Source organism: Streptomyces sp. NPDC002588, from assembly GCF_040295925.1.
Lineage (GTDB): Bacteria > Actinomycetota > Actinomycetes > Streptomycetales > Streptomycetaceae > Streptomyces.
Genome location: NZ_JBEOWF010000012.1, coordinates 53,369 through 73,378, shown reverse-complemented (window position 1 = coordinate 73,378; position 20,010 = coordinate 53,369). Strand labels below are relative to the sequence as shown.

At 68.2% G+C, this 20,010-nt stretch carries 16 protein-coding genes and 1 tRNA gene; 7 read left to right on the top strand and 10 right to left on the bottom strand.

Features of this window, described 5'->3' with window-relative positions; genetic code table 11:
• The first annotated feature begins 16 nt into the window (after window positions 1-16).
• The gene (locus ABT057_RS15800) at window positions 17-394 is read left to right on the top strand and encodes a DUF5958 family protein (RefSeq protein ID WP_352343525.1); all 378 of its coding nucleotides are present in this window, start codon (window positions 17-19) and stop codon (window positions 392-394) included.
• A gap of 1,445 nt (window positions 395-1,839) precedes the next feature.
• On the opposite strand, the gene ABT057_RS15795 is transcribed toward ABT057_RS15800, so the two are convergent.
• Window positions 1,840-2,274, bottom strand: coding sequence for a hypothetical protein (locus tag ABT057_RS15795; protein WP_352343524.1), 435 nt, complete (start codon window positions 2,272-2,274; stop codon window positions 1,840-1,842).
• A gap of 520 nt (window positions 2,275-2,794) precedes the next feature.
• Here ABT057_RS15795 and ABT057_RS15790 point away from each other — a divergent pair.
• Window positions 2,795-3,445: a COG1361 family protein gene (locus ABT057_RS15790; protein ID WP_352343523.1), complete on the top strand. Its 651-nt coding sequence runs from the start codon at window positions 2,795-2,797 to the stop codon at window positions 3,443-3,445.
• A 570-nt stretch (window positions 3,446-4,015) separates the two neighbouring features.
• Here ABT057_RS15790 and ABT057_RS49195 read toward each other — a convergent pair.
• Complete coding sequence (locus tag ABT057_RS49195; RefSeq protein ID WP_502973926.1) at window positions 4,016-4,495, bottom strand: SCO4402 family protein; 480 nt, start codon at window positions 4,493-4,495, stop codon at window positions 4,016-4,018.
• Between the two features lie 1,090 nt (window positions 4,496-5,585).
• Here ABT057_RS49195 and ABT057_RS15780 point away from each other — a divergent pair.
• The gene (locus ABT057_RS15780) at window positions 5,586-7,364 is read left to right on the top strand and encodes a hypothetical protein (protein WP_352343519.1); all 1,779 of its coding nucleotides are present in this window, start codon (window positions 5,586-5,588) and stop codon (window positions 7,362-7,364) included.
• Window positions 7,365-7,502: 138 nt separating this feature from the next.
• On the opposite strand, the gene ABT057_RS15775 is transcribed toward ABT057_RS15780, so the two are convergent.
• The 3 genes from ABT057_RS15775 to ABT057_RS15765 form a co-directional block, all read right to left on the bottom strand.
• On the bottom strand, window positions 7,503-7,916 hold the full coding sequence (locus ABT057_RS15775; protein WP_352343517.1) for a resolvase: 414 nt from the start codon (window positions 7,914-7,916) through the stop codon (window positions 7,503-7,505).
• Between the two features lie 748 nt (window positions 7,917-8,664).
• Window positions 8,665-8,889, bottom strand: a complete 225-nt coding sequence (locus ABT057_RS15770; RefSeq protein ID WP_352343516.1) for a cold-shock protein — start codon at window positions 8,887-8,889, stop codon at window positions 8,665-8,667.
• A 145-nt stretch (window positions 8,890-9,034) separates the two neighbouring features.
• Window positions 9,035-10,126, bottom strand: a complete 1,092-nt coding sequence (locus tag ABT057_RS15765; RefSeq protein ID WP_352343515.1) for a DUF1963 domain-containing protein — start codon at window positions 10,124-10,126, stop codon at window positions 9,035-9,037.
• On the opposite strand from ABT057_RS15765, the gene ABT057_RS15760 reads away from it, so the two are divergent.
• The gene (locus tag ABT057_RS15760; RefSeq protein WP_352343513.1) at window positions 10,116-10,391 is read left to right on the top strand and encodes a barstar family protein; all 276 of its coding nucleotides are present in this window, start codon (window positions 10,116-10,118) and stop codon (window positions 10,389-10,391) included. The two genes, ABT057_RS15765 and ABT057_RS15760, sit on opposite strands and share 11 nt — an antisense overlap.
• A gap of 49 nt (window positions 10,392-10,440) precedes the next feature.
• Here the strand turns inward: ABT057_RS15760 and ABT057_RS15755 are convergent, their stop codons facing one another.
• The 5 genes from ABT057_RS15755 to ABT057_RS15735 all read right to left on the bottom strand — a co-directional run bounded on the left by ABT057_RS15755 (window position 10,441) and on the right by ABT057_RS15735 (window position 16,956).
• Complete coding sequence (locus ABT057_RS15755; protein WP_352343512.1) at window positions 10,441-10,608, bottom strand: hypothetical protein; 168 nt, start codon at window positions 10,606-10,608, stop codon at window positions 10,441-10,443.
• 73 nt (window positions 10,609-10,681) lie between these two features.
• Window positions 10,682-12,097: a TQXA domain-containing protein gene (locus tag ABT057_RS15750; protein ID WP_352343510.1), complete on the bottom strand. Its 1,416-nt coding sequence runs from the start codon at window positions 12,095-12,097 to the stop codon at window positions 10,682-10,684.
• Window positions 12,098-12,413: 316 nt separating this feature from the next.
• Window positions 12,414-12,893: a single-stranded DNA-binding protein gene (locus ABT057_RS15745; RefSeq protein WP_352343508.1), complete on the bottom strand. Its 480-nt coding sequence runs from the start codon at window positions 12,891-12,893 to the stop codon at window positions 12,414-12,416.
• Window positions 12,894-13,140: 247 nt separating this feature from the next.
• Complete coding sequence (locus ABT057_RS15740) at window positions 13,141-15,210, bottom strand: YfjP family GTPase (RefSeq protein ID WP_502973919.1); 2,070 nt, start codon at window positions 15,208-15,210, stop codon at window positions 13,141-13,143.
• A 138-nt stretch (window positions 15,211-15,348) separates the two neighbouring features.
• Entirely contained in the window at window positions 15,349-16,956 is a 1,608-nt protein-coding gene (locus ABT057_RS15735; protein WP_352343505.1) for a dynamin family protein, read from the bottom strand.
• A 320-nt stretch (window positions 16,957-17,276) separates the two neighbouring features.
• Between ABT057_RS15735 and ABT057_RS15730 the strand changes: the two genes are divergently transcribed.
• The 3 genes from ABT057_RS15730 to ettA all read left to right on the top strand — a co-directional run bounded on the left by ABT057_RS15730 (window position 17,277) and on the right by ettA (window position 20,009).
• Window positions 17,277-17,349: transfer RNA gene (locus ABT057_RS15730), tRNA-Arg, on the top strand.
• Between the two features lie 257 nt (window positions 17,350-17,606).
• Window positions 17,607-18,023, top strand: a complete 417-nt coding sequence (locus ABT057_RS15725; protein WP_352343503.1) for a hypothetical protein — start codon at window positions 17,607-17,609, stop codon at window positions 18,021-18,023.
• A 321-nt stretch (window positions 18,024-18,344) separates the two neighbouring features.
• Complete coding sequence (gene ettA, locus ABT057_RS15720) at window positions 18,345-20,009, top strand: energy-dependent translational throttle protein EttA (protein WP_352343502.1); 1,665 nt, start codon at window positions 18,345-18,347, stop codon at window positions 20,007-20,009.
• The last annotated feature ends 1 nt before the right edge of the window (window position 20,010 follow it).

Genomic DNA, 20,010 nt, shown 5'->3' with positions numbered 1-20,010 from the left:
GTTGTACGCGCACGAGGTGGTCCTGAACGAACTTGCGCAGGGGCTCAGACCGGTGGTTGAGGGTGTCGAGTGGTTCGAGGGCCTCGCGGAGGGTGACCAACGCAAGGTCCTTCATGCACTGGTGCTGTTCTGCGGGCAGGCCCGCGCCTGCGAGGAGGACGTGCCGGAGAGCATCGCGCGCTCTGGCATTCGTCCCACGCACACGCCGGCGGTGATGCTCACGAAGTGGCGTTTCGGAATGGATCGGCTTCCGGCCTACGAACTGACCAAGTCCTTCTGCCTACTCGTCGCCCTCTTCAGCATCGCGGATACCCGCAGGCGGATGCTGCATTGCGCCGATGGGTGCGGTCACGAGTGGCACAACCTGTTGGATCCGCGGCGGGATGCAATCTAGGTGCCTTCTTGCCCTGGTTCTTGCCGGGGATCTTGGTGAGCTGGGTTATTGCTGGTCAGAGCGGTACCCATGAGCGGTCGAGTGGTCGTCGTTGGTCACTGTCGAGCGGCCTCGGACGGCCCAGGCACGGCCCAGAGTTGCCGCGCTTGGCTTACGCCAGCGCTTTCGATGAGGCCGTCTGAACCTCAGCCGACGACAGTCAGCCACGACGGTGGGTCAGCCGGCCGGTCACGCACGCGTGTGCCTCGCTGCACCCCCACCGGCCCCAGCCACGCTGCCTGGTGGTGGCTGTCAGAGCAGGCCGCGACGGCGGAGTCGTGGTGGGCATTGGGCAATGACTGCTCCATCCCGAACTACGGGCGGGATGGTCGCTGAGGCTTGCTCGGCAGGTCAGTCGGCCGTCGGAGGTTGGTGGCGGATGGCCACGGTTGCTGTACTTCCTTGCTGTACAGCTTGCTTCGCCGCCGCGTTCTGGACATGAGCCTCATGCCGCAGACGACGCTCGTAGTCCGCGATCTGTTGGGGTATAGGCCTGCTGGTTGCAGCTCGGATAAGCCGTTCGTTGTCCCGATCCACCAAGAAAGGGCCATTCCCACCGACTGATGGCCGCTGGCCGGCGAGGCGACCGATGTCCTGCCGCGCGCACCAGTAGAACACCCACCCGAAAGGCACGGGTTCAACCTTGGAGATCGCAAGCTCCAGGTGTACCGCCCTTTCGGTGCGTGCGAGCTCCGCGAGAACAAGCCCTCGTGCTTCGTCTTCAGTGAGCATCTGCCCACAGTCTCAGAGGGGGCGCGCGATCGTCCGCTTGTCCCGATGAAAGCGCCGCCGCGTTCGGGTTCCTGGACCACCAGTTTGGAAGATCGCGTATGCGGACCGGGCCTGAGCTGACGACTCGCTGACCTGCGCGTCCGTGAGGCGTTGCCCAGCGCTCCCCGTGGTTCCCCCTGACGTGCCTCTTGATCGGGCACGCAGGGGGCACGGTGTTGCGTGAGAGCTAGGAGCGGTACAAGAACACCGCTGCGGCACCTGTCAGAGCGGTGATCAAGTGGGCCAGAGCTGTGATCAGCTCCGCCGTCCGGTGGCCTCTGGTGCTTGGTTCACTGATTTCCCTTGGTGTACTATTCCCGTCGTCGAAAGTTGCGTTGCGGTCATGGTGCTGGCCCTTCGGGTTGGTCAACTGGCTCCTCCTCGATGAGTAGATACGCGAAAGCCGTAAGACGTGTCTCCCGCCAAGAGACAGCACGCCCTACGGCTATTTCGTCATGTTCGGGCGCGAGTGTAGCAGACCCCTTCCAACTCCCTTGCGAACGTGGCCCGTCGAGGTCGGCGGAGTCTTAATGACCCAGTCAAGCGCCGTCGGCCGAGTGCTCGCGTACGCGGACGACGTCTGGCCTGCGGCGTTGCTGATCTGCGCCACAACTGGCCGGGATCTTGGTAAGAGCTCAGAGCTGCGGCGTCCTGGCGGCGATCTCGAACCCGGAGGACTCGTCCCACGCAACCGCCCCCCACAGGCTCACCACGGCGGCCCAAATGCGGTGCACCAGAGCACAGTCGGGGTTGTCCCCGCTGAGGGTGAGGGTGGCCAGCAGGTCGCATCCCCAGATTCCCTGCTCGTCATTGGGCGATGCAGCGATCACAGACTCTGCGATCTCGGCTACACCCACGTGTAGTTCCAGCGTCAACAAGTCCGCGACTGGGGTGTCGCTGTCGCTGCTACCAGTACCGAGCTTGAATGCGGCCACCGGATCCTCGAACGGACCCAACCATTCGCCCACCAGGGGGTCGCCGTTCTCCAGGAGGTAGTCCAGCAGGCGATCAAGCGCCTCGTCACCTCTGTCTTCTCCAGAGCGGCAGAAGAAGCTGAGTTGGTAGGCCACGATTCCCCCGTCGTCTGCGCTTGATCGGAAACTGTTTCCACTGCGTCATCATGCATGCCGCACCTGCGATCGAGGTCGGCGGAGTCTTTACGACCGAGTCAAGCTGCTGTGGTGGTGCGCGTCCTTGCTGGTGGGCTCGTGGTGAAGGGTCGGTTGTCGCGGAGCACACACTCACCCTCGCTGCCCTTGCGGTGCGGGAAACTTCTCTGCACCAACGCCGGTGAGGTCAGCTCAACGCATGGGCGGACGCAGCGCGACCCGCTGCTCCGGCTCGTGGAGATGACCGGCAAAGACCGCCTACATCGAGCACGCCACCGTCGTACGCAAGGCTGATGGCGCAGACGCGGCTTACTCAACCCAGACGCGGCGGGGCGATCGAGTGAAGCGGCTACCGCGCCCGTGATCAGGTCGTCCCTCGGTGCGTTCCTGTCATGCAGGCGTCCCGCGTGTACTTCGCTCCCCCATCCCTTCGCGGGTGGAGCCGCAGCACGGCGGCCTTCACACGACAGGAGAGACCACCATGGTCACGCACACGTTGAGGCGGCGGATGTCCGCCCTCGCGACCGTCCTGGGACTGGGCGTCGCCCTACCGTTCGCCCTGGGGGCGACCCCCGCGTCCGCCCAGGCGCAGATCGACATCACGAAGACGCATTCCGGCAGCTTCCCCCGGGGCGGCCAAGGCGTCTACCGCATCACGGTCAGTAACCCAGGCGATCAAACGACCGCCGACGGGACGGTTATGCAAGACACCATCCAGACAGGAGGGGTCACATTCGTCACAGGGACGGTAATCGACTCGGATGTAAACGTTTCGTGCAGCTTCGAGGGGAACGACAGGGTCAACTGCGAGAGCGAGCCGCTGGGCCCCGGTGAGAGCTACACGCTCACCTTCACTGTCAACGTCGCCGAGGACGCCCCGTGCACCGTCGACAACTATGCCGTGGCGCTCGTCCCCGGGAGCATCGGGGACTCGGTCCATGACCCCACCACCATCACCGGCGGAACCTGCGGCGGGGACGACGGAGACGGTGACGGGGGCCCCTTGTCGATCCTCCCCGTCAACCTCAACGGTGTCATCCCGATGTTCAACAACATCACCACGAACAACAACATCCACAGCCCCGGCGCCAGCAACGTCAGCCGCCAGGATTTCGGACTGAACGCACCCTGACCGAACAGGCCCTGCCCCGAGGCCTGGAACGCCTACGTTGGCCGTCCCACGCATCGGGGCGCCATCAGCATGCGGATCGCCAGGATCAACTTCCCGCCGACCGCATCAGCTCCCCTACACGCCTCGCCCGCGCGCTCGACCAGCGGAGGTTCTACGGGCTTTACCTCCAGGAGCCATTCACCTCCCCGTCGCCCGCGACGCCGCTGCCCCTGGGGGGCGGGTCTCCAACTTGGTGCAGTCAACAGACCACCGGTGCGGGAGTGCTGACGGCTGTCCTACGATCAGTCTGCCTGCGTCGGCCGGCGCGCTGTAGGCCCGCAGCACCGGCCCGTTGCGGAGGGGGCCAGCCCCTTCGAGCCGGGTCAGGTGGGCCGACATCTGCTGAGCGGTCTGATGTGAGGTTTGTCCGTGCCGCAGCCGACGATAGCCAGCTACGGCTGCGGGTGCGGCGATCGATCAGGTGCGCGTGCGCCTTGCTGCACCCCCACCAGGCCTTAGCCACGCTATCGGTGTGCGTCGTCGACCAGAGCAAGCTGCGACGGCCGGACCGCGGTCACAGATTCAGAGCCCTCAGCTTGGGAAGCTAAGGGCGTTTAGGAGAGGTTGCCGGGCTGACCTGCGGCGACGCCGTCTCGGAGCTTGGATCTCCGCCGCCTTGTTCCCCGCTGTTCCCCGTGGTTCCCCGCGCGATCTGGCACGGGTCTGGCACGGCCGTGTCGTTGAGCGGCCAGCAAGTTCTCTGAGGTCGTTCGCGAACATGACTTGAGCAAGGCGGCCGGCGATGGCCACGACCTCTGGCCAGACAGATGCCTGGAGATACTCCGCGTCGGTGTCGTTGGGTGCCTCGGTCGCCGCGGCGTTGAGTGCGACACCGAGCTCTCTCATCAGGCCGACCTCTTCGGCAGTGCGAAGACTGACGCCGAGGTACCGCTCTGGCTCGTCGGCGTCGCAGAAGTCGTCGAAGAGTGTGTGGAAGACATGGTCCAGGTCTTCGAACGCCGACAAGCCAAGCCACACGTTCCGCTGCCACGGTGGATTGGCCAGGGCCAATACAACGGGTATGACGTGGACTCGGTGGTTCGCAATGAGTCGGGCGTAGTCACCGCAGTGGATGGAGGCGTTGGCGCTCCTGGAGCGCCGCTTCAGGAGTTCGATCAACGCGGCGCCGGGAGCTTCGGATGTCTGGAAAGCACGGCCGTCACGGGCCGCTCGTAGTTGCTGCCGTCTGCCGTCTGCCGTCTGCCGTCTTGATGCGGATCTCGAATTTTCCCGGGACGGCTCTTCGTTCCCCAGTCGGTTGCTGTCGGCAACTGGGGCCAGGGCCGCCGGTTTGTGGGGTGTGCGGGCCGTGCCAGCCTGTGGCGCTGAACAGCCTCGGCAGCGCCCTCATGGAGGTGCAACGGTTCGAGACGGCCCCCGGACGACGGTGCTTTGCCACCGTCCGGGAAGACTTCGCCCCGATCAGGCGGTCTCCACGACCTCGATCACGAAGGGTTGTTGGTTGTTGGCCCTCGGGGAGGATCGGAACGGCCAGTAGCGACAACGGGCCCACCCGGCGTCTGGCGGCCGCACGGCGGGCCCGTGGGAAACCGGGGGCGTACGGACACTATGCCGGGCAGAATCGGGTGATCAACCGTGCCCAATTGGGGGAACCCGGGGTCCGAATAGGAACGGACCAGGAAACCGGTGCTGCTGTCAGAAGTGGTGAAGCCACCCGCGCCGATCGCCTGCGCCGGGTGTCGGCATCCGATGTACGCCACCCTTGCAGCCGTACAGGTGAACTTGTGTTCGCGGACTGTGGCTGCCCGCTGCGCTCACGTAAGACTTGCCGTCTGCGGCCGATCACTGGTTCGCCTGCGGTCGCGGGGCGGCTGGTGCCGGTCTCTTCCTCGCAAGTGCCCGCTTGCGGGGCCGCTGAGACGAAGGAACCGGGGACATGGCGACGACGGATGACCAGCCGGCGGTACGGGATGTTGCGGGCGGGGTGCGGAACCTGCTGCGTGGCACCGGTGCGTACGCGGACAACAAGTGGCGTCGCGGCCTGCGGCAGGGCAGGCAGGGCAACGCCATGTTCGCTCTGGGACTGCGCGCCGCCGAACGACGGACGGCGGGCTATTCACTGTCCGAGCTGGAGGAGTCCGTGCTGGACCTCTTCCGCGCCGTCATGACGGACGATGAGATCACCGCAGCGGGCGCGGAGTACCGCGCGGCCGTGACGGACCTGAACGGCGACGTGCCGCTGCTGCCGACCACGGTGACCACCAAGCCCTTGTCGGAGGCGTTCGGGGTCTCGGACCTGAAGGCGCACCTGCCGGCGATGGCCGAGGCGAACAGGGGCCGGGCGAACTGCACGGCTGTCAACGTCGGGGCCATGGCGGAAGGCCAGGCGATCGACAGCCCCGCGTTCAAGGCGGCCGTGGACGACGTCGGGTTCGGCACCTCCGTGCTGATCGGCCCGCCGCCGGACGGCACCACCCCGGTGATTTCCCCTTTCAACGCGAAGTTCGAGTTTGAGAACTTCCTGTGCCGGCGCGAGGTCGGCGACGGGTTGAGCGGTCGCGACGAGGTCTACTTCACGGCCGCCGCACGGTCGGACAAGCACACGCAGGAACCCGCCTACCAGTCGGATGAGTTCGAAAAAGTCGAACAAGGAGACGTCCGCCCGTTTCGCAGCGACCAGAGGCTGGTCTTCGGCGGCCCGGCCGGGGCGTTCGTGCTCGTGGTGGTGCAAGTGTGGGAGGCCGACCACAGCCCCGATGAGTTCTACGACAAACTCATGATGGCCCTGGAGGCATGGCTGGACCAGCCGTTCTGGGTCGATCTCACCCTGGAGATCCTTACCGCAATGAGCGGAGTCGGGGGCACGATCATCGGTGTCATCGACTCGATCATCCAAGTCTTTGTCAGTCTCAAAGAATGCCTCAGGGAGTTCTTCAACAACGCGGACGACCTGTCGTGCGAGCGAGCTCTTCTCTTCGACCGCCACGCGATGGCCACCCTGTACCACCGCAAGGACACCGAGTGGGAGTTCAACGGCGACGGCCATCACAGCCTGCGCGTGAAGTACACCGGTGAGCGGCCCGTCCTGCCCACCGGGACGGTCCAGTACGTCGCGATGCGCGCCGACAAGGTCAGCGCGCCGGTGTCCCTGGGATGGAAGAGCGCATCACCGCCCACCCTGGCCGTGTTCGAGAACCAGCTCCGCTGCTTCTACACCAGGCCCGCCGACGACGCCGTCATGTGGAGCACCAGGGACACCCACGGCGTGTGGAGCCCGCCGCAGCCGATCGGCAACTGGGCCAGCATCTACAAGCTCACGCCGGCGGTCTTCCAGAACAAACTGTTCATGGCCCATGTCGGGCTGGACGGAACAGTGTGGATCGCGCACTACACGAGGTCCAACGGGTGGAGCCAGACCACCCGGATCCCTGAGATCCAGACGAGCCAGGCGGTGGCACTGGCCGCCGACGCTACGTGGATGTATCTGATGCACCGGGCTGCCGACCCCGGCAGGAGCGACCTCTTCTGGCAGTCGTCGACGAACGGGTCCGCCTGGACAGCCGCGGAATGGAACAACTGGCAATCCCTGCGGGCCCCGTCCCTGGCCGCCTCCGGCCAGTCACAATGGCTGGTCTCGCTGGGCACCGACGGAAAGAACTACGTGGGCAAGCGCCCCGGCTCCGGACGTTTCAACACGAAGCACATCTGGTCCTGGGGCAATGATGAAGCCCCCACTGTCGTCACGACCTCCAACTTGTGGGTGGCTGCCCGCGCCGACAACGGTGACATCAAGTTCATCAAGCGCGGGTCCACCGACGACCAGTGGATCGAGGTCACAGGCGCCCAGGTCGGCGCCATGCCGGGCGAAGTCGCGCTCGCCTACCACGACGAGGCGCTGTACGCGATGTACCGCCGCTGAGCTTCCTTATGGTCTGGCCTGGTCACGTTCGGCGATTGTCTCGGGGCGTTTCGCGGTTTTACCCACGTCGTAGCGGGTGGCGGGGTGTCGATGCTTGGATCCGAGGGGTCTTCCGGGGACTGGCTGGGGTGACCAGAATCATGGTCCGGCTGTGGCTGCGAGGGCGTAGACGCGGTTCTCGTACCCGCGGCGGGCCTTGCGCTGGGCCGGGACCGCCGCGGCGCCGTCGAGGGCCGGGCAGAGGCCGAGGAGTCGGTGGTGGATCGCGGGCGCGGCGGTAATGCGCAGGGTGTAGCCCTGGCCGCGCCGTACGGTTACGCCCTGGTCGAGCGCGGCGCGCTCTACGGGGGCCAGCTCGGCGGTGCGGAGGAAGTCGGCTACCTTGCCCGGCATGTCGAGGACGACCGGCAGCCCAGGGGCTGGGGTGCCCGGGTCGGCGGCCGTGTACTCGGGCAGGAGGTCCGCGACGGCGGTTCGGATGGCGCCGCGGCTGACGCCGTGGTCGCGGGCGAGGACCGCGATGGAGCGGCCTTCCAGATTGCCGATGGGCACGGTAGGGGCGAGACCGGGATCAGGGCGGTTGCACTGTGGAACGCGCCGAGCCCGGCTGGGAAGGTGCAGCGCACCCGGCGGCCGTTCTCGAACTCGGTGCAGCTCTCCGGGAAGAACGCCCCCTCCGGCAGGGTGACCACCACGGTGAAGGGCGAGGCTGTCCGCTCCGGGCCGGCGTTGGAGATGAAGCCGTGCACCGTCGTGGTGCCGCCGGGTGCGGCGGCATCCGGGTCCAACCGGACCACCTTCAGGTCGGAGTGCGACGGCGCAGCCGCTTCGGCGGTGGTCGTCGGCACGATGGCGGCCATCAAGGCCGCGCGGCCACCAGTGCCCGGCGACGGACGATGTTGCGGATCACTCCGGTTCACCTCTGCTCGGGTACGGGGGCGCCTCGTTGATCAACCCCCGGCCGACCAACGACCGCCACCACGGCAAGGGTGCGAGCCCCACCACCCACACAGCCCAGGCCCCAAGCGACAACCGCCCCGTGGCCAGCACCTTCGAACCGAAGGCCACCGGCGGGCTACTTGCCACCTGGTCCGCCGCTCCTTAACGACACCCCACCCTGGACAGTCCGACCCGCCCCTGGACCTGGCTACCGGGCGGCCCTTCCCTCGTGGCGCCCGACCTCAGGTCAACACCCAGGGGTGGGGAATTTCGGCGAGCAGGTCTGACCCACCCACAAGCGCCGGGTGGGGAGATTCCCCGAGCCCCATCAGTCTGCCGTTGTCGATGCCGGATGTGGTTGTCAGTCTGGCTGAGGCACTATGTTCACTGCGCGGTAGGTGTAGCCGTCCTGCTTGAAGCCAGGGGCCTCCCACTGGAGATCTACCCGTTGTCCCGGCGACAGCGTATGGAAGCCCTTTGTCTGGATGTCGGAGTAGTGGCCCCAACACCCGCCAGGTGTCTCGGGAGAGTCGAGTACCCCCCACCCTTCCTCGTCGTGCCACTCACGGACAGTCGCAGTCACCATGCAGGGACTATACGAGTGCCGGCTGCGCCGACGTATCGGGGACCTCAGCTTGGGAAACCAAGGGCATCCGGGCTCGATTCCCTGCGGTTCCCGGCACGATCCGGCACGGGCCTGGCGCGCCTCTCGTCGGTGCTCTGGCCGTGGCCTAGCAGTCGTAGCGGTGCGTATAGGGCAGTTCGGGGCACTGCCGGCAGAGGAAGACGTAGATGCCTCCCATGTCGCCCATGTCCATGTCCAGGTCTGCTTCTCCGGTGATGCTGAGGAGGTGTTCCATGCGGTGATCGCGCTCGCAGACCGGCCAGTTGGGCGGCTGGTTCCAGGCCGGGTACCCACCAACCTTGTTCTGCAGCGCGCATGCCCACTGGGTGTACTCCAGTCCGAAGCGCTCTTCGATCTCCTCGATGCGGGGCTGCAATGCGTGCCGGAGTTCCTCCGGAAAGTCCCAGTTCGGGTACTCCGTCATCTGGGTTGGGGACACGGTGCACGGACGGGGCATGAAGTCCTCGTCGTACTCGCCCTGTTGCGGAACGGGGATGTCACGCAGCACGCCCCCGGCGAGAACCTCCTTCTCGCTGCGCCAGTAGAGCTGCGGCAGCGCGGCGCATGCCGGGTCCTGGGGGTGGATCAACGCGCACCAGACCAGTTGGAGTACGTCCGTGCCCTCTGGGAACTGGAGCTGGGGCACATCGCGTGCGAACAGCTGGACTACCGGCACCATGGGAGCCGTCCCGGCCGGGCTCTTCTCGTTGGGCCAGGCCCAGTGTCCTGGTTGCCCGCAGTAGGGCCAGGGCTCGTCGGCGGGCCAGAGCATGGGGCCGCCCAGAGAGCTATCCCGGACACCGGGAGAGCCGCTCTCCGGCCACAGCAGCGTGGTCCGTCGGCCCAGAGTCGCGAGCTCGGGTATCAGGTCATCCAGATCGAACGGCGGACCTGCAAAGCTCTGCGTCACGGGCGGGCCTCCTCGGATCAGCAGCTTTCGGCACTTGGGCAAGCTACCTCTTCGTCCCGAAGCAACTTGCGCGGAGCTGCCTGCTTGGTCTGGTGCGTCGCTCACCTGTGACGTTTGGCGGGAGTGCGAGAGGTTCTCCTCCAGGGTCCTGCCGTCGTGGTGCCGCAAGTCGCCAAAGCCCACTACCGCAGACGTCGCGACACCACTGCCTTCAGCGCCATGAACTGTTCGACGAACTGCCACAGCGGATGCGGCCAGGAGGTGACAGCATGTCGCCGTGGTCACCATTGACGTCGGCGGAGTGGCCGATGAGCGGATGCTGCATCTCCTGCTGAAGCGAGAGCTTCGTTTTCCGGACTTCTACGGCATGAACTGGGCTGCCTTCTGGGACGCGATCACCGGTCTGGTCGAGATCCCGGACCACCTTCGATTTCTGGGCTGGGACCAGCTCGTCGACGTCACACCCCGAGGAGCCACCAGTCTTCGAAAGGCACTCGACAGTTACCGAGAGATGTACCGTCCTCAGTTCGTCGTCGAGTATGGGCAGGAATGAGCAAGCCGTTGTGCAGCGAACGGCACCACTGTCCGTGGCGCCTGCGCAGTCATCTCTTGCAGTGTCGGCAGGCCGTGAGGTTCTGCTTCTCGGCCTCTTCCTCGGGCATCGACACGTGACCCAAGTAGGTGTCCTGCTTCCCGTTCAGTGATGGGCAGTCGACATCGGTGTGGTACTTGACCCGGTGGTCCCCGTTGCGTACGTAGACGATGCTCATAGGGGTTCCTCGATGGGTTGTCCCGGCGACAGGTGATCCGCTCATGGCCGTCCGGCGGGTGCCGGGGCCGTGGTCAGTCCTGAATGTCGTGTTCCTTGCGGCCCAGGAGGATCAGGGCCGCTCCGCCGATCACCACCAGGCCGATGGCCGTGCCCGCGATGTAGGGGGTGGCGCTGGAGCCGCCCGTTTCGGCGAGGTTGGTGTCGGTGGCGGTGGTGCCGCCGACCGTGGCGGGGCTCGGATCGCTGAAGGTCTGGGTGGTCAGGCCGGAGGCCTCGGCGGCCTGGGTCTGGCAGTCCAGGACTCCGGCGAAGCGGGTCTCCGTGCCCTGCGGGCCGGTGATCGTGAAGTCGTAGGCCTGGTCTTCCTGGAGCGGGATGGTCACCGTGGTGGAGGTGCCCGCCGGGATGGTGTGCTCGACGTCCATCAGCTCGAAGGTGAAGTCCTCGTCGCCCTGATTGGCGACGGTGATGTCGACGCCCTTCTCGGCGCAGTCCTTCGCCGCCGACAGAGCCGGTACGGCACCCTGCTTCGCCCAGGTCGCGCTCGCCGTCGCGGACACGGTGGACTCGCTGGAGCCGGCCAGGATCTGCGTCTGGCTGCGGCTCTCGGAGGTGAAGGCGCGGCCGACGGGGATGGTGGTGGAGGCCTGGACCGTCAGTTCGGCCGATCCGGCGTCGGCGTCGGCGGGCACGTCGAAGAACAGCCGGCTGCCGTTCTTCGCGGCCGTCACCGGATCGCCGTCCTCGCCGACGATCCGCACTCCGCTGATCGCGGCGTCCATGGGCGGTGTCACCGTCACCGCGCTCGCGTCCGTGTGCACGGTGACCGGGCCGAGCAGCTCGCCGGGCCTACCGGAGACGGCCGGTGCGTCGAGGGTCAGGGACGCCTGCGGCTCGGCGGTGTCGCGGGCGGCCTTGTGGAGGTAGTCCGCGAGCTGCTCGGCCTGCGGGTCGACGGCGTCGACGTCCGCGTCGTCCGAGTAGCGCCAGATGGCCACCTGGGTGCCGGCCGCCGCGTCCTGCTCGGTGAGACCGCCGCGGATACCGGCCTTCTTTGCCAGCGAGGCGAGATCGTTGACCTGCGGGTAGGAGTTCTGCAGGATCCAGCGGATCCTGCCCGCGTGGCCGCCCGCGGCCAGCGAGGTGCCGCTCCAGGGCGTCTCGTGGTACTTGGCGTCCCGCTGTGTGGGATTGTGCAGGTCGACGCAGTACGTCTGCAGAGTGCCGCCGCCCTCGACGGTCATCTCGAACAGGCCCGCCGAGATGTCCTGGTCACCGCTGTCGTCATGGAGCACGGCGGCGCCGTAGGTCTTCAGGCCGCCTATGGTCGCGGTCGCACCGCCCTGGCTCTGCGTGGTCTCGTCGGCCGAGGCCGTGCCCGCGGAGGCGATCACACCGGCGGCGACCAGCCCGGACACCAGTGTCGCCGCGGCGAGGCGGGCCGCGCCCCGCCGACGCGCGAACAGCGCGGAGAACGAAGAAATCAACGCAATTCCCCTTCGAGCAGGACCCGTTGATGTGGGGGGTACGGTCCCTCCAGCAGAATCAGAAGCCCCATGAGCTACGTTCGGCATCCTAGAGACGCCCGCACGCCCCGCCTCGCGATCGGATCATCGATGGACGATCCGACTCGGAATCGTTATCCCCAAGATCGTCCGCGCGGCGCCGCGAGCAGAACTTGTCGACAGATCCACAGAGTTGTCATGAATGGACCGCATAGATCGTGTTCATCTCAGGTGGATCCGCCGACAGGCAGTCGGCCTGTTCAGCCCGAGACGCGCGCCGACGTCATCTCATATGACCTCACGTCACCGGTACCGGCTCCGGCTCGAGCGCCTGCACCGGCACCTGCTCCACCGCCGGTGCGGGCGTCTCCCAGTCGGGTTCCGGCAGTGAGGGCGCACCGGCGGCGGCCGGCTCGGGCCTGGCCGAGCGGCGGAAGGCCGACGTACCGCGGGCGAGGTCATGACCGATCGCCACCGCGTCGATGTCCGCCGAGGTCCAGCCCTGCTGCCCCTCCCGGGTCTCCGTGCGCACCTTCAGCCTGCCCCGCACGATCACGGGATCGCCCACGTTCAGCGAAGCCGCCGTGTTGGTGGCCAGTTGGCGGCCCGCCCACACCGTGAAGAAGTTGGTGTGGCCGTCGACCCAGCTGTTCTTCTCGCGGTTCCAGTAGCGCGCGGTCACCGCCAGCCGGAACCTCAGGGACGGCCCCGCCGCCAACTCCCGGTAGACCGGCCGCGTCGCCACGTTGCCCACCGCGCACACCATCGTCTCGTTCATCCCGCGAGTTCCTCCCCTCGCCCGCGCCCACCGGCCGGGCGGACACACGTACGGGCCCGTCCCGTACGGCTGCTGTCGTCCCGGTGACCGCGTCCGTCGCGATCGCCGTGGAGCCAGACTGCCGCCGCCGGACCGGGCCCGCCGAACGCTGTGGATCACCGCCCGCCTGTGGAGAAGTCCACCACCCGGACGAGTGAGCCCCGTCCACCCGCCGGCGGATTACCCCATGGATCACTCCTCCCCAGCCTCACAGCACCCCCGCTCCCACTCCCGTCACCCGCCCGTACTGCTCCCGCACCTCCCGGTACCGCAGCAGTTCCGCGGCCAGCGGATCCAGGACGCGGGCCCGGCCGCACCCCGCGGCCGCCTCCCGCAGCCGTCGTTCCGCGTCCTGCCCGTACCGCCGGGCCGGTCCCCGCGCCGCCATCCGGCAGCTCCACTCCACGAGCGGGCCGCCGACGATCCCCGCCACCATCAGCAGCACCGGAACACCCAGGTTCGGCGCCATGACCCCGGCGATCTGCCCCACCAGCCACAGGCCGCCCACGACCTGCAGGAGCGTCATGGACGCCTGCGCCAGCACGGCCACCGGCCACCACCCCGGCCGCGGCGGCCGCCCGGGCGGCAGTCCGGCCCGCCCGGCCAGCTCGTCCAGCGCCTCGGGCAGCCCCTGGGACCCGCGTACGGCGGCCTCCCGCACCGCCTGCGCCCAGGCCGCGGGCAGCCCGGCCGAGGCACGGTCGGACACCGTCCGCACCGCCTGCTCGACCCGCTGGCGCGCGGTGGCCTCCTCGTCGGTCTGGGTGCGGACCGGCGTACGGCCCGTGGGCGGGTCGCGCCGGACCTGGCACCACCGCCACAGCCGCAGCCACGGCGTCCCGCACGCGCGGTTGGCGTTGCGCAGCCAGGCTCGTTCGGCCGCCTCGCCCGCCGCGGTGGCGCCCACCGCGTCCGCGAGCCGGGCGGCGAACTCGTCCCGTGCCTCCTCGCTGAGCCCGGTGCGCTGCCCGGTGACGTAAACGGGCCGCAGCCCGGCTGCCGCGGCGTCGATGTCGGCCGAGACCCGACGGGCCGGCGCGCCGCGATCCGCGACGAACTGGCCGAGCAGCTCCCGCAGTTCGCCGAGGCCGTCACCGGTGAGTGCGGACAGCGCGAGGACGGTGGCGCCCGGTTCGCCGTACTCGCCGAGGGCGATGCCGTCCTCGTCGAGCAGCCGGCGCAGGTCGTCGAGGACCAGCTCGGCGGCCTCGCCGGGCAGCCGGTCGACCTGGTTGAGGACGACGAACATGATCTCGGCGTGCCCCGCCATGGGCCGCAGATAGCGCTCGTGGAGCATCGCGTCGGCGTACTTCTCAGGGTCCACGACCCAGATGACGGCGTCGACGAGCGCCAGGATGCGGTCGACCTGCTCGCGGTGCTGTACGGCGGCGGAGTCGTGGTCGGGCAGGTCGATCAGGACGAGCCCGCGCAGTTGGGCCTCCGCCTCGGCGTTCTGCACCGGCCGCCGCCGCAGCCGCCCGGGGATGCCCAGGCGGTCGATGAGGGTCGCGGCGCCGTCGCTCCAACTGCATGCGATGGGCGACGCGGTCGTCGGGCGCCGTACGCCCGTCTCCGAGATGGCGACCCCTGCGAGCGCGTTGAAGAGCTGGGACTTGCCACTGCCCGTCGCCCCCGCGATGGCGACGACCGTGTGCTGACCGGACAGCTTGCGCCGGGCCGCCGCCTCGTCCAGGACCCGGCCGGCCTCGGCGAGCGTCCTGTTGTCGAGCCGGGTCCGGGACAGCCCCACCAGTTCGCGCAGCGCGTCGAGCCGGGAGCGCAGGGGGCCGTCGTAGGCGAGCGGGTGTGCCGACAGGGCGGAGCCGGCGCGGATTTCCGCCAGGGTGGCCTGGGTTTCCTGCTGGACGGCGACGGAGTCCTCGTTCACCCGGCGCGCGATGAGGCCGTCGCCCCAGGGGCCGGCAGGGTCCGCAGGGGGGTCGGTCCGTGGGGTGGCGGTGCGTGGTCCCGTGCGGGTGCCGGTCCGGGATTCCGAGAGCGCCGGGGTGGTTTCCGCACGGGTGCCGTCGGCCACGCGCGCGTGCCCGGCCGGTTCCTTCCTCTCGGAGGACTCCGACCTCCCGGAGCCCTGGCTCTCGGACGCCGAGCCCCCGGGCTTCGCCGAAGCGGACTCCTCCGCCTCCTTTTTGTGCGCCCCCCTGCCCTCGGGCTTGTCCGCGGCTCCGGTCTCGGACCTGTTCTCGTCGGTCTCGATGGTTTCGACGGCCTTGTCGCTCCCTTCGCGCCGCTCGTCGTCGGAATCGCCGGAGCGGGCCATGTGATCCGAGCGATCCGAGCGATCCGCGTTGTGCGAGTGACCCGCGTTGTGCGGATGTCTCGAGTGACCTGAGCGATTCGAGTGATCCGAGTGATCCGAGTGATCCATGTGGTCCTGGTCAGTGAGGGCGGTCACCGGTCACCTCTCCTTTTGCAGTACGGACAGCGCGGCGATGAGCTCGGCCTGGGGTTCGGCGTGGACGTCGAGTCCGTCCAGGGGAGCGAGGCGGCGCTCGCGTTCGGTGTGCATCACGCGGTCCAGGTGTTCGGCGAGCAGCCGTCCGCCGCGGTCGCGCAGTCGCAGCGCGCCGTGCGCGCCGAGCCGTTCGGCGAGGCCCTCGCCCGCGGTGCGGACCCGGCGGCCGCCCAGCAGGGCGGTGGCGACGAGAGCGGCGACCACCTCGGGATCGGGCGCGGCCCCGCGCTCCAGGGCACGCACCTCGTCCTCCGCGTACTCCTCCAACTCCCGCCGCCATCGTCGTACGGCCATCGCGATGCGGTGCTCGGCGTTCTCCGGCATGGACTCCTCGTCCGTCAGGGCCGGTGCGGCGGAGGCCGGTTCGCGGCGCCAGGCCTCGGCGACGCGTTCGTCGGCTGCGGTGACCGCGCACAGCAGCAGGGCGGCCAGGCTCTCCACGAGGGCGTCCAGGAGTTCGCCCGCGGTGCAGTCCAGCGGGAAGGCGCGCCAGCGCTTGAGCGCGTCCCCGGCGAGTACGGCGCCGTTCTGCAACCGGCCCCGCACGCGCGCGTACTCGCTGTCGTAGGCCCCTTCCACCGCCGAGGTGAGGCGCAGGGCGGCCGCGTACTGTGCGGCGGCGGCGCTGGCGAGTTCGGGCATCCGGGAGGAGAGGGAGTTGAGCACGCCGTGGGCCGTGCGGGCCAGGACGTGGCGGCGGGAGGCGGCGTCCTCCGCGTGGTGGACGAGCCAGGCGCGCAGCGGGGCCACGGCGGTGGCCGGAAGAAGCCCACCGCCCCAGGCGGATTCGGGCAGTTCGGGCACGGTGAAGCGGGGCACCTCGCCGAGGCCGGCCTTGGTGAGCAGGGCGCCGTACTGCCGGGAGACCTCGCCGACGACCTGGTGGGGTACGCGGTCGAGGACGGTGACGAGGGTGGCGTCGTACTCCTTGGCGGTGCGCAGCAGATGCCAGGGGACGGCGTCGGCGTAGCGGGCCGCGGTGGTGACCATCACCCAGATGTCGGCGGCGCAGATCAGTTCGGCGGCGAGGACGCGGTTGTCGGCCACGAGGGAGTCGACGTCGGGGGCGTCGAGGAGCGCGAGGCCGGGTGGGAGGGTTTCGGTGGTCTCGATGCGCAGGACGCGGCGGTCGTCCCCGCCGGGGAGCAACAGGTCGTCCGCCGACTCCTGATGGGGCACCCACACGCGCGTGAGGCCGGGCAGGACCCGCATGCCGCTGAACCAGTGATGGTCCTCCGGATGGCAGACCAGTACCGGCGTCCGGGTCGTCGGCCGCAGCACGCCCGCCTCGCTGACGCGCCGCCCCACCAGGGAGTTGACGAGCGTCGACTTGCCGGCCCCGGTGGAACCGCCCACGACGGCCAGCAGGGGCGCTTCGGGCTGTCTGAGCCGGGGCACCAAGTAGTCGTCGAGCTGGGCGAGGAGTTCGTCGCGGTTGGCACGCGCGCGTGGCGCCCCCGCCAGGGGCAGCGGGAAGCGTGCGGCGGCGACACGGTCGCGCAGGGCGGAAAGTGCGTCGAGCAGCTGAGGCCGTACGTCCAAGGTCACCACATGCGAAGAATGCCCAATTTTAGGGGATTTATGAAGCATATAGGCATGTCTGCGCGCCGATAGGACACAAGGGACGGAAGGGGCGAGTGGGACATCGCCACAGTCCAGGCATAACGAGTGCACAACACCCGGGGTGCGAGAGGCCAAAAGCGATGCACGATTCGCACCTGCCTGCGATTATCAGGACCGCTTCACTGAACCTCCACATTGAGCCACGGAGGCGAAGCAACCAGGACAAGGAACCGGGAGCCCTATCCTTGTCCCCGGCAACGTCACGGATCAGCCCACACCCGGGCAGCACGTACGAGGCCACCACACCGGCCCCCGTAGCTCAGTGGATAGAGCAGGCGCCTTCTAAGCGCTTGGCCGCAGGTTCGAGTCCTGCCGGGGGCGCAAGTCTCCGCCCTCCCCCTGGGAGGGCTTTTTGCTGGTCAGAGTGGGTTTCGCTCGGCGTCGGTCTCGCTCGTCGGCACCGGGTTTCGCGGGTGGTCGTGTCGTACACGTGTCGAAGATCTCGGTGGGGAAGCCTCGGTCTCCGTCGGCCGGCTCGGGGAGATCTCCAGCAGCCTCCAGGCGCACGGCGCGCCATGTGCGGCGGGCAGGCGAGAAATGATCTACCGAGCGCGTGAGTCCCTGGACAGACTTTCCGCATGGGGGCAACCACTGAACGCGCCGCATTCCGCCTGACGTTCACCGACTACCGTCAGGACCCGGACGACAGCGACGTCCTGCGCCGAGCCGTCACGATCCAGGCGGACCGACTCACCTTCCGCGATGAGCATCTGACGCTCTGGCTCGCCGGAACCGAAGTGGGGCACTTCCCGCTGGAGATCATCGAGTCCGTGTGCCCCGAAGCACAGCCCGGCAGGATCCGGGCATCCCCGGAAGAGCTCCGGGCGCGATACCCCAGCATGGGCGCCCCCTGGTCCGCCGAGGACGACGAACGTCTCCTCGCCCTTTACCGGCAAGGCGAACGAAGCCTCGACTCTCTCGGTAGGAAGTTCGGCCGGAAGCCCAGCGCCATCGGCTCTCGTCTGGCGAAGCTCGGCCTCGAAAGTCTCGGCTGAGCGGGTCCCTCCGATCAGCAGCCACGACGGCTCACCTGAGGCACGGACACGCCTCCCGCGGGGGCGCTCGGGCTCCGCGGCCTGACGGCTGGGGTCGTCCGTCGTCGCCGGTCGTCGCCGGTCGTCGGCGAGTGGCTTCGGGGGACGTCGGACGGCCCGGGGGCGGCCCAGCGGGGATCGTCCGCTCTCTGTCGGGCAGCGCTGTCCCGAACCCCCAGGTCAGCCGTCCCCCACCAATCGGGTTAACACCCAGGGGTGGCGGTCAGGCAAGATGGGGTGTATCTGCCCACTGCCAGATTTCAAGCTGCCGGACGGTTTCTCTTGGCTGAGTACATCTACACCATGCGCAAGACGCGCAAGGCAATCGGCGACAAGGTGATCCTTGACGACGTCTCGCTGAACTTCCTGCCCGGCGCGAAGATCGGTGTGGTCGGCCCGAACGGTGCCGGTAAGTCGACCATTCTGAAGATCATGGCGGGGCTGGAGCAACCCTCGAACGGTGACGCTTTCCTGTCGCCGGGGTACACCGTCGGCATCCTGCTCCAGGAGCCGCCCCTCAACGAGGAGAAGACCGTCCTGGAGAACGTCCAGGAGGGTGTCGCCGAGGTCAAGGGCAAGCTCGACCGGTTCAACGAGATCGCCGAGCTGATGGCCACCGACTACAGCGACGCGCTGCTCGACGAGATGGGCAAGCTCCAGGAGGAGCTCGACCACGCGAACGCCTGGGACCTCGACGCCCAGCTCGAGCAGGCCATGGACGCGCTCGGCTGCCCGCCCGGCGACTGGCAGGTCACCAACCTCTCCGGTGGTGAGAAGCGCCGGGTCGCCCTGTGCAAGCTGCTGCTGGAGGCGCCCGACCTGCTGCTCCTCGACGAGCCCACCAACCACCTCGACGCCGAGTCGGTGAACTGGCTGGAGCAGCACCTCGCCAAGTACGACGGCACCATCGTGGCCGTCACCCACGACCGGTACTTCCTCGACAACGTCGCCGGCTGGATCTGCGAGGTCGACCGCGGCCGGCTGCACGGCTACGAGGGCAACTACTCCAAGTACCTGGAGACCAAGACCACCCGTCTCAAGGTCGAGGGCCAGAAGGACGCCAAGCGGCAGAAGCGGCTCAAGGAAGAGCTCGAGTGGGTGCGGTCCAACGCCAAGGGGCGTCAGGCCAAGTCCAAGGCCCGTCTCGCCCGCTACGAGGAGATGGCCGCCGAGGCCGACAAGATGCGGAAGCTGGACTTCGAGGAGATCCAGATCCCGCCGGGCCCGCGGCTCGGCAGCATCGTCGTCGAGGTCAGCAACCTCACCAAGGGCTTCGGCGACAAGGTCCTCATCGACGACCTCAGCTTCACCCTGCCGCGCAACGGCATCGTCGGCGTCATCGGCCCCAACGGCGCCGGCAAGACCACCCTCTTCAAGATGATCCAGGGTCTGGAGACCCCGGACTCCGGCGCCATCAAGGTCGGCGAGACCGTCAAGATCTCGTACGTCGACCAGAGCCGGGCGAACATCGATCCGAAGAAGACCCTGTGGGCGGTCGTCTCCGACGAGCTCGACTACATCAATGTGGGCCAGGTCGAGATGCCGAGCCGCGCCTACGTCTCCGCCTTCGGGTTCAAGGGCCCGGACCAGCAGAAGCCGGCCGGCGTGCTCTCCGGCGGTGAGCGCAACCGTCTGAACCTGGCGCTCACCCTCAAGCAGGGCGGCAACCTGCTGCTCCTCGACGAGCCGACGAACGACCTCGACGTCGAGACGCTGTCGAGCCTCGAGAACGCGCTGCTGGAGTTCCCGGGCGCGGCCGTGGTCGTCTCCCACGACCGGTGGTTCCTCGACCGCGTGGCCACGCACATCCTCGCCTACGAGGGCGACTCCAAGTGGTTCTGGTTCGAGGGCAACTTCGAGTCGTACGAGAAGAACAAGATCGAGCGGCTGGGGCCGGACGCCGCTCGTCCGCACCGCGCCACCTACAAGAAGCTGACCCGGGGCTGAT

Coding starts and splice junctions, on each gene's coding strand:
- ABT057_RS15770 (WP_352343516.1), bottom strand. CDS start 8,889: ATGGTGACTGCGACTGTCCGTGAGTGGCACGACGAGGAAGGGTGGGGG.
- ABT057_RS15745 (WP_352343508.1), bottom strand. CDS start 12,893: ATGAACGAGACGATGGTGTGCGCGGTGGGCAACGTGGCGACGCGGCCG.
- ABT057_RS15790 (WP_352343523.1), top strand. CDS start 2,795: ATGGTCACGCACACGTTGAGGCGGCGGATGTCCGCCCTCGCGACCGTC.
- ABT057_RS15765 (WP_352343515.1), bottom strand. CDS start 10,126: ATGGTGACCACGGCGACATGCTGTCACCTCCTGGCCGCATCCGCTGTG.
- ABT057_RS15740 (WP_502973919.1), bottom strand. CDS start 15,210: ATGGCCCGCTCCGGCGATTCCGACGACGAGCGGCGCGAAGGGAGCGAC.
- ABT057_RS15725 (WP_352343503.1), top strand. CDS start 17,607: ATGGGGGCAACCACTGAACGCGCCGCATTCCGCCTGACGTTCACCGAC.
- ABT057_RS15755 (WP_352343512.1), bottom strand. CDS start 10,608: ATGAGCATCGTCTACGTACGCAACGGGGACCACCGGGTCAAGTACCAC.